Raw genomic sequence first — 7,816 nt, forward strand, 5'->3', positions numbered from 1 at the left:
TCAGACGACCTTTTTGCGTCGTTTTCCGTATGCCTGCTAGTGAGAGTTTAAAAGATCGGATGTGGCGCGGGCTATGCCCGCGAATACAGTTGACGGGAGTTATGGCAGAGGAACAGTTGTATTTTTCCGGACTGGCGCAGGCTCCTGCTGTCAATTTCCTTCCTTACGCTAGAAGACGGTAAGCGCAGAGTGAAGGATTAATTCTACAAATCAATACCGTTGCAACGGCATCTTAAATTTCTTTCATTATATTCATTCAAATATAAACATAGTATAAAACGACATAGCCATAAATGCAGTATGAGAGTTTGGCATAAAAATTGCAGGATTCCATACATAGTTCCACTTGTAAAAGTAAATATGCGTTAAAAAATAAAAGAAACTTAAAGATTGTCGGAGCTTATTTTGCATAAGCGGCAATTTGATGAAGTTTCTATACTATATCTATTGATATAGATATGTTCTAAAAATTGTACTTAAGTGACAATTAACGTCAACCTGGTTGATTTTCAATAATATATAAACAAAATAAATGAATGCCTGTCTCATAAAATCTGCGTGTGCCTGAAGAAGAAGATTTGGCGGCGGGACAGTGCGGGGAGTCCGTCTTGTTTTGATTGTATATGCTTGAATTCAATCTGATATTTTTTAATAAATCCAACCAAGAGAGATTGTTATGAATAAGATTTTCAAAGTAGTATGGAACCGTACCATCGGCTCTTTCGTCGTTACTTCCGAATTGGCGAAGGGACGTGTCAAATCAAGCAGCGAAGGTGCTGAGGGGGATGTGCGCGCCTCAGAGGAAGGTCGTCTGAAAACCTTATTCAGGCTGACGGCGTTGAGCGCGGCATTATTGGGATTTTCCGAAGGGGCTTGGGCTGCGATGAATGCAAAACCTGCAACAGGTGGGGCGGTATTTGCTATTGGTGACGGCTCGACGTCGGCAAATGGAACGGGTGCCCTTGCCATTGGTAATAATGCACAAGCTAAAACTAATGGGGCTTTGGCAATCGGTCCAAACTCAACTCATACGACTATTGCGAATAGTAATAATTCCATTGCTATCGGTGTTAATCTTCAGGCAACTGGTCAAAAGGCAATAGGGATTGGTACGGATACTAATGTTAATGGAACAAGTGCCATTGCGATTGGTAACAATGATTCGGGCAGAATAACAAATCAAGGCGTTAGCGGTGATGGTGCTATCGGTGTGGGTAGCAATTTAACCGTACGTGGCAACAATGCAATTGCTGTGGGTACGGAGGCTCAAGCGAAGGAAATCAGTACGGTCGCTGTTGGTGCAAATACGCAGGCAACGGGGGTAGAAGCCGTTGCCATCGGTAAAGGTGCACAAGCAACAAAAAAAAGTTCGATTGCTATCGGTAAAAATACACAGGCAGCAGAAGAGTCTGCTATTGTTATTGGTAGTGATGATGTTCAATATGGGGAGATTAAATCAACCTCCAGACAAGGTATTGCCATTGGTGTGGGAGCAAAGGCGACAGGTGCAACACAATCAATTGCCCTTGGTCCGGATGCTATTTCCTCGGGTACGCAATCCACTTCTATCGGTAATAATACCCGTGCAACTGGGGATTCATCCATTGCTATCGGTGGTGACGATTGGAATATCGTACGGACCAAACAAGTTGCAGCAGCAGGAAATAAACTGGTCCATCAGGTATTCGAAGAGTTGACTGGTATGCCAATGAAGCAGCAGGGTCAGGCTTATGGCAATCCATTCAAAGGTACGACCGCCGGCGATGCCGCTGTTGCGATTGGTGTAGCCGCACTCGCTGAAGGTGCGTTATCAACTGCTTTTGGTTCGGGGACATCTGCATCAGGCGTGGGCGCTGCTGCATTTGGTGTAGGCGCAACCGCCAGTCAGAATAAATCCGTCGCCATCGGCGCGGGTTCGCACACCAATACCGATGCAACGGCTGTAACAACTGCGACAGTTAATGGTATTACTTACGGCGGTTTTGCGGGAACGACACACATTACCCCAGGTTCGCAAGTTTCTTTCGGTTCGGCTGGCTTTGAGCGTCAACTTAAACATGTTGCTCCTGGTGCGATTACCTCAACTTCCACCGATGCGATTAACGGCAGCCAACTTTACGCGCTTCATGTAGGTTCGGGCAATATCGCCAAAGCAGTTGCCGATGCATTGGGCGGCAACGCAGCTGTAGGCATTGATTCTACAAACAATCAAGGTACGGTAACGCTGCCGTCTTATGATGTGTTCAAAGGCAATGCGACACCGAATGCCACAGGCAACAGTGCGACCAAATTCAATACGGCAGCCGCAACCAACGTAGGTGGCGCGTTGACCAATCTCAATACTTACGTCAACCAAGGCTTTGCCGTCAAAGATAATGCAGGCGCGGAGAAGGGCATTGTTACGCCCGGCGAAAGCGTACAGTTTGCCGACGGCAATGTAACTACCGTTACCGTTGATACCGAAGCAAACGGCAATACTAAAGTCAAATACGATGTCCAAGTGGATGGAGAAACTGTCAAAATTAAAAACGGCAAACTGACTGCCGCGTCGCAAACTCATTTTTACAGCGTTAAAAACGAAGATCAAACTAAAGGCAACTACAACAACGACGGTGCGACAGGCGACAACGCGCTTGCCGCAGGTGTAGATGCTTCTGCGACTGCCAATGGTACAACTGCGGTAGGTCTGAAGGCTCAGGCATCGGCTGAATCTGCCATCGCAGTCGGTAGCGAAACCAAAGCAGCGGCGAAAAATGCGGTAGTAATCGGTAACAAGGCTTCCGTCGAAGCAGCCACAGGCTCTGTTGCCAATGTCAACGGTACGACCACGGGCGAAGGCTCTGTCGCCGTGGGTGCTGCAAGTAAAGCCAGCGGTACGAACGCGACCGCGGTCGGTCAGGCTGCAAATGCCTTCGGTCAGAATTCTTTTGCAGGCGGTCAGGCATCCAATGCATTGGGCAAATCCAGCGTAGCATTGGGCGATGGTGCAAATGCACTTCATGACTCTGCTGTGGCTTTGGGTGCTTATACCACTGCGAATAATGCAGGGGCAACGGCTGTCGGTTTCAATACCAATGCTTTGGGTTGGGCATCATTTGCAGGTGGTCATTCCGCTAAAGCCGAAGCAAGCAGCGCAGTTGCTCTCGGTCATGAGGCGCAGGCAGCAGGCAGCAAGGCAGTCGCTATTGGTAAGTCTAGCCATGCTACTGAGGAAAGTGGCATTGCGTTGGGTGATGAGGCGCAGGCAGCAGGCAGCAAGGCTGTCGCCATTGGTAAGACTAGCTACGCTGCTAAGGATAGTGGCATTGCGTTGGGTGATGGCGCGAAGGCTGCCGAAGTGAATGCTATCGCTATCGGCTCGGGCAATAATGCTTGGAAAACTGATTCTATCGCGTTAGGACGTGCTGCCAATGCAGACGGCGCGGCTTCTTTGGCGCTTGGTTTAAATAGCCATACTCGTTTGGAAAACGCTATCGCTTTAGGTAATGGCGCAAACGCCGATTATAGTAATAGCATCGCCATCGGTAAATCCAGTCATGCAGCTGAATCCGCGGGAGTTGCTATCGGTAATGATGCACAGGCTTTGAAATATAGCTCCGTTGTTATCGGTGATCAGGCTCGATCCAATAACTCGCGCTCTGTCGTCATCGGCTATCACGCTTCTGCAACCAATCCTGCAAAACCAGCTTCGGCTGAAACTGATTACAACCAAACCGTTGCTATCGGTGCATATGCCAACGCATGGGGAGACCAATCTACTGCCATCGGTAACAATGTAGACGCAAAAGGCAATTCTTCTATCGCCATTGGTGCGGACGATTGGGATACCGTTGCAGTGAAAACTGTAGACGGTACGGGTAAAACGGTTAAAGAGGTTTATCAAGACTATACCGGTGATGTGATGGCAACTGGTAAAGATAGTTATACTCATACGACCTCAGGCGAAGCTGCGGTAGCCATTGGCACTAAATCACAGGCAATAGGCGAATTATCCACAGCTTTTGGTACGGGTACGATCGCTGAAGGCGTCGCCTCTGCCGCATTCGGTATGGGCGCGAAAGCCACAAAAGGCAACTCTGTGGCAATCGGTGCGGGCAGTACGACTACAACCAATGCAATTAGTGTCAACGAAGCTACTGTCAACAATCTGAAATACTCAGGTTTTGCAGGCGGCAACAATGTTACCTCTGGCGACCAAGTATCCTTTGGTTCTAAAAACTACGAACGTCAATTGAAAAACGTTGCTCCGGGCGAAATCTCTAACACTTCTACCGATGCCATCAACGGCAGCCAGCTGTACGCGGTACAAAACGTTTTGGGCAATACTGCCAAAACCGTTAAAAATGTATTGGGCGGCAATGCTGCAGTCGGCGAAGATGGCGGCTTTACAATGAGCAACATCGGCGGTACAGGCAAAAATACCATCGATGAGGCAATCCGTGATCTGAATGCTAATGCGTACAAACCGTTCAAGCTGACAACAGCGAAAACTGCTAATACCAACGGTACGGTACAAGATAACTCGCTGCAAAACATTACCAGCGGTTCGACCATTACGCTGGAAGCGGGCAAAAATATCTCCCTGCGTCAAAACGGTGCAACCGTCAGCATCAATACCGTCGATAATCCTGAATTCGCGGGCAAAGTTACCGCTAAGGGCGGATTGGATATGGGTGGCAACAAGATTACTAATGTTGCCAAAGGCGATACTGCTGGCGACGCGGTTAATCTGGAGCAATTGCAAGATGCGATGGCAAACCTGCGCGTCAGCACGCTGACGACTGTCAACAATGATGCGCCTTTCTCTTATGTGGGTACAGACGGCAGAATTCTGAGACGTGAAGTAACTGTCGCTCCGGGTACAGGTGTGAAAACCGTATCGTTCAAACACATGGACGACAACACCGAATACACAGGCGATGTAACCATTGCCGCATTGAACCCGACCGATCCTCAAACCACTACTCCGACCACAGTCGGCAATGTGAAGAACGGTGCTAAAGACAATGATGCGGTCAATGTTTCCCAATTGAACAAAATCGCTGATGCCATCGGCACTAAAGTGAATCCCGACGGCACGATTACTGCGCCGACTTACAGCGTCATTTCAGGCGACCCTTCTACTTCAAGCGTAGCAGGTTATAACAAAGTAGGTGACGCGCTTACCGCTTTGAGCAATGCCGTACGCACGCCGTTGAATTTCGAAGGCGATACAGGTACGAAGTTTGACCGTCAACTTGGCAGCACCGTAGCCGTTAAAGGCGGACAAAACGATGCGGACAAATTGTCTGAAAACAATATCGGCGTCGTTGCGGACAAAAACAGCGGCACGCTGAATGTCAAACTGGCAAAAGAATTGACCGGACTGACTTCCGCAGCCTTCAGCGGCGATGTAACCACTGCCGGTACAACCGTTAACGGCTCCGGCGTAACCATCGGCTCAGGCAGCAACCCAGTGAGCCTGACTGCGGGCGGACTCTCCAACGGCGGCAATAAAGTTACCAACATTGCCGACGGCGCAGTAGATACCGACGCAGCAAGCTACAAACAAGTTAAAGCCGCGAAAACCGAGGTTCAAGGGGGTACGAATGTTGCCAGCGTAACCAAAACCGATAACCTGACTGACGGACATGCGGTTTACACCGTCAACGCCAAAGGTGCAGCCGTTGCGCTGGACAGTAGTGTGGACGGTTTGAAACTGACGTCGTCTGAAAATACAACCACCAATGTCACTACCTACAATCTGGATTTGTCTGACAAAACCAAAGCCTCTTTGACAAAAGCTGACAGCGCATTGCAAAACATCGGCGTACAAGTCAACGGCACAGATGCTAAGACGTTGAATCAAGCTGATTCCAAGCTGAACTTCGTTAACGGCACAGGTACGACCGCCGAAAACAAAGCCGACGGTATTGCGTTCAACGTAAATAAATCTACGTTGACAGCAGGTACGGACGGTACGGTTAATGCTGGAAAGACGGGCGATGCTTTCGCCACGGCTGCCGATGTTGCACAAGCCATCAATGAGGCTGTTGCCAACAGCGAAAAAACCAGCGTGGTTGAAAAAGGCGACAATACCCATGTTGCCGCTGTGGAAGCAGGTAATAAAACGACCTACACCGTTCATGCCGACAATACAACCGTCAGCGTGAAAGATGGCGGTAAATTGAAGTTGGGGTCGTCTGAAAAAGCAAACGCCAACCAAACCAAAACCACCAACTACGAACTTGACCTTACAGACGCCGCCAAGGGTGAGATTCAAAAAGGCGTAGATGCGAAAGAGATCGTTGACACCAAAGGTATTACCTTCAGTGGCAACAGCGGCTCTCCTGTAACCAAAAAACTGGACGAAACGCTGGCAATTAAAGGCGACGATACAAATGTGGTTACCGAATCAGGTACAGGCGGCATTACCGTCAAACTGAAAGACGAAATCACTGTTCAAACCGTCAATGCCGATAAACTCAAAGCGGGCGACAGCGTTCTGACCAATGATGGTTTGAACATTGCCAATGGTGACAATCCTGTATCCCTGACCAAGTCCGGCTTGAACAATGGCGGCAACAAGATCACCAAAGTTGCCAAAGGTGAAAATGAAGATGATGCTGTGAATTATGCCCAGCTTAAAGAGCTGGCTGACAAAGGTCTGACTTTTGATGCGGACGGCAACACTTCGACCTCAAGCAAAAAACTGGGTGAGCGCGTCGGCATCAAAGGCGGCAATAACATCACTACTTCCGCCGACAACGACAATGTTACCGTCAAGCTGAATGACGATATTACGTTGACCAGCGTAACTGCGACTACCTTGAAAGCAGGCGACAGCACGCTGACGAATGCAGGATTGGTTACGCCTAAAGTTACCGCGGGTGACAGCGTACTGACGACTGACGGTCTGAAGATTGGTGCAGACGGCTCTTCTAACCAAGTGTCTCTGACCAATTCTGGTCTGAACAACGGCGGCAACAAGATTACTAAGGTTGCCAAAGGTACGGACGACACCGACGCGGTAAATGTCGAGCAAATCAAACCGTTTGCAGCCGCATTGAACACGACCGTCAGCTCTGATGGTACGGTCGGAAAACCAAGCTTTACTGTCAATCATGCCGACGGTACGACAGGTACTACCGTACATACCGTTCAAGACGCATTGACCGAGGTTGGTAAAGAGTTGAACAAAGGTCTGAACATCGGGGCGGACAACGGCAATAACCAGAAAATCAATCTGGGTGATACTGTCAAGTACACGAGTAAAGACAAAAATATCGTTACGACCAGTGGCACGAACAAGGATATCGACTTCAGCCTTGCCGAAAAAATCACCATCGGTAAAACCGACGGTAAGAAAGTTGTTATCGATGGTACGAACGGCACGGTAAGCGGACTGACCAACAAAACCTTGGGCAATACGGGTTTCGCTACCAAAGGTCAAGCCGCGACCGAAGAGCAGATAAATGCCGCGCAAACCAATCTGGCAGATGTTTTGGGTACAGGCTCAACCAACCAAAACGGTACGGTAACGGTTACCGATATTGGTGAAACAGGTAAGACTACCGTCAGCGATGCGATTAAATCCGTCAAAGAAACTGCTGAAAAAGGCTGGAATCTGCAAGCCAACAGCGATGCTGCCGAAAAAGTGGCGGCAGGCGAAACGGTAACGTTCAAGGATGGTAAAAACATCAAAGTAACCCGCGACGGTAAGAACATCACCGTAGCGACTTCAGACGACGTATCCTTCAACAAAGTAACTGTCGGCGACAGCGTCCTGACCGACAACGGACTGACTGTGGGCAATGGTACGGCAGGCAACCCTGTC

1 protein-coding gene is annotated in these 7,816 nt (G+C 49.0%); it reads left to right on the top strand.

The window, feature by feature from the left end; genetic code table 11:
• Window positions 1–676: 676 nt before the first annotated feature.
• Window positions 677–7,816, top strand: a 7,140-nt coding sequence (locus tag DBY90_RS13005; RefSeq protein ID WP_185952207.1) for an ESPR-type extended signal peptide-containing protein, incomplete at its 3' end; no start/stop codon positions are given.

The sequence above is a fragment of the Neisseria mucosa genome (assembly GCF_003044445.1).
Taxonomy (GTDB): Bacteria; Pseudomonadota; Gammaproteobacteria; order Burkholderiales; family Neisseriaceae; genus Neisseria; species Neisseria mucosa_A.